The following is a 1,056-nucleotide window of genomic DNA, read 5'->3' as shown; positions in this document are numbered from 1 at the left end:
CGCGCACCAGCCGCGCGGCCCAGCGCTGCGGCGAGGTCGAGCGCGTGACGATCACCCTGCGCGACGGCGGCGCCCGCGCCCGGCTGGAGCGCAGCCGCGCCGACCTGGTCTCCACGGTCGCCCACGAGCTGCGCTCGCCGCTGACCAGCGTCAAGGGCTTCACCGCGACCCTGCTGGCCAAGTGGGCGCTGTTCACCGACGAGCAGAAGCGGGTCATGCTCGAGACGGTCAACAACGACGCCGACCGCGTCACCCGGCTGATCACCGAGCTGCTGGACGTGTCGCGGATCGAGTCGGGGCGGCTGGAACTGCACCGCCAGGTCGTCGACATCCCCGCCAGAGCCAGGCGCGTCATAGCCGGGCGGGTCGCGGCGGGCGACTCGGACGACCGTTTCCGCCTTGTCGCGGGCGACGACCTCCCCGAGATGTGGCTCGACCAGGACAAAGTTGACCAGATCCTCGGTAACCTGGTGGAAAACGCGGTGCGTCACGGGCGCGGAACCGTGACAATCGACATCGAGTCCGTCGGATGGGGAGTAGCCGTGTCGGTGCGCGACCAGGGTGAGGGCGTCAAGCCCGAGCTGGCTCCGCGCGTCTTCAGGCAGTTCTGGCGAGGCAACAGCCGCAGGCGCGGTGGCACCGGGCTCGGCCTGTTCATCGTGAAGGGCCTGGTCGAGGCGCACGGCGGCACGATCAACGTGCAGCGCGCGCCCGAGGGCGGGGCGGAGTTCCGATTTACCGTGCCCACCGGCACGCCCGACTTCGCCTGACGCACGAGTCGGCCCGGTGGGCGAGGTCCCACTAGACTCTTTTCCGCTCAAGCCCTGGATACGGAGCTCACTCTTGTCTGACTACGACCCCGTCGAGGTGACACCGTTGCATGCCGACGAGGTGTCCCGCATGGAGGCCGACGCCCTGGAGGCGATCAAGACGGCCGGCAGCCTCGACGCACTCAAGCAGGCCAGGCTGGCGCACGCGGGCGACCGCTCGCCGATCGCGCTGGCCAACCGCGAGATCGGCGCCCTGCCGCCGGCGGCCCGCGCCGAGGCCGGCAAG

At 70.8% G+C, this 1,056-nt stretch carries 1 protein-coding gene and 1 pseudogene; both read left to right on the top strand.

What is annotated here, in order from left to right; translation table 11 throughout:
* The coding region (locus ABZ297_RS46875) for a HAMP domain-containing sensor histidine kinase (protein ID WP_355361126.1) at nucleotides 1-770 on the top strand (770 nt) is incomplete at its 5' end.
* Nucleotides 771-900: 130 nt separating this feature from the next.
* Nucleotides 901-1,056 (top strand): annotated as a pseudogene (locus tag ABZ297_RS46870) (phenylalanine--tRNA ligase subunit alpha); the annotation flags it as partial.

This window comes from Nonomuraea sp. NPDC005983, from assembly GCF_040614375.1.
Taxonomy (GTDB): Bacteria; Actinomycetota; Actinomycetes; order Streptosporangiales; family Streptosporangiaceae; genus Nonomuraea.
The sequence above is the reverse complement of the archived record's forward strand: the minus strand, read 5'-3'. Positions and strand labels throughout refer to the sequence as shown.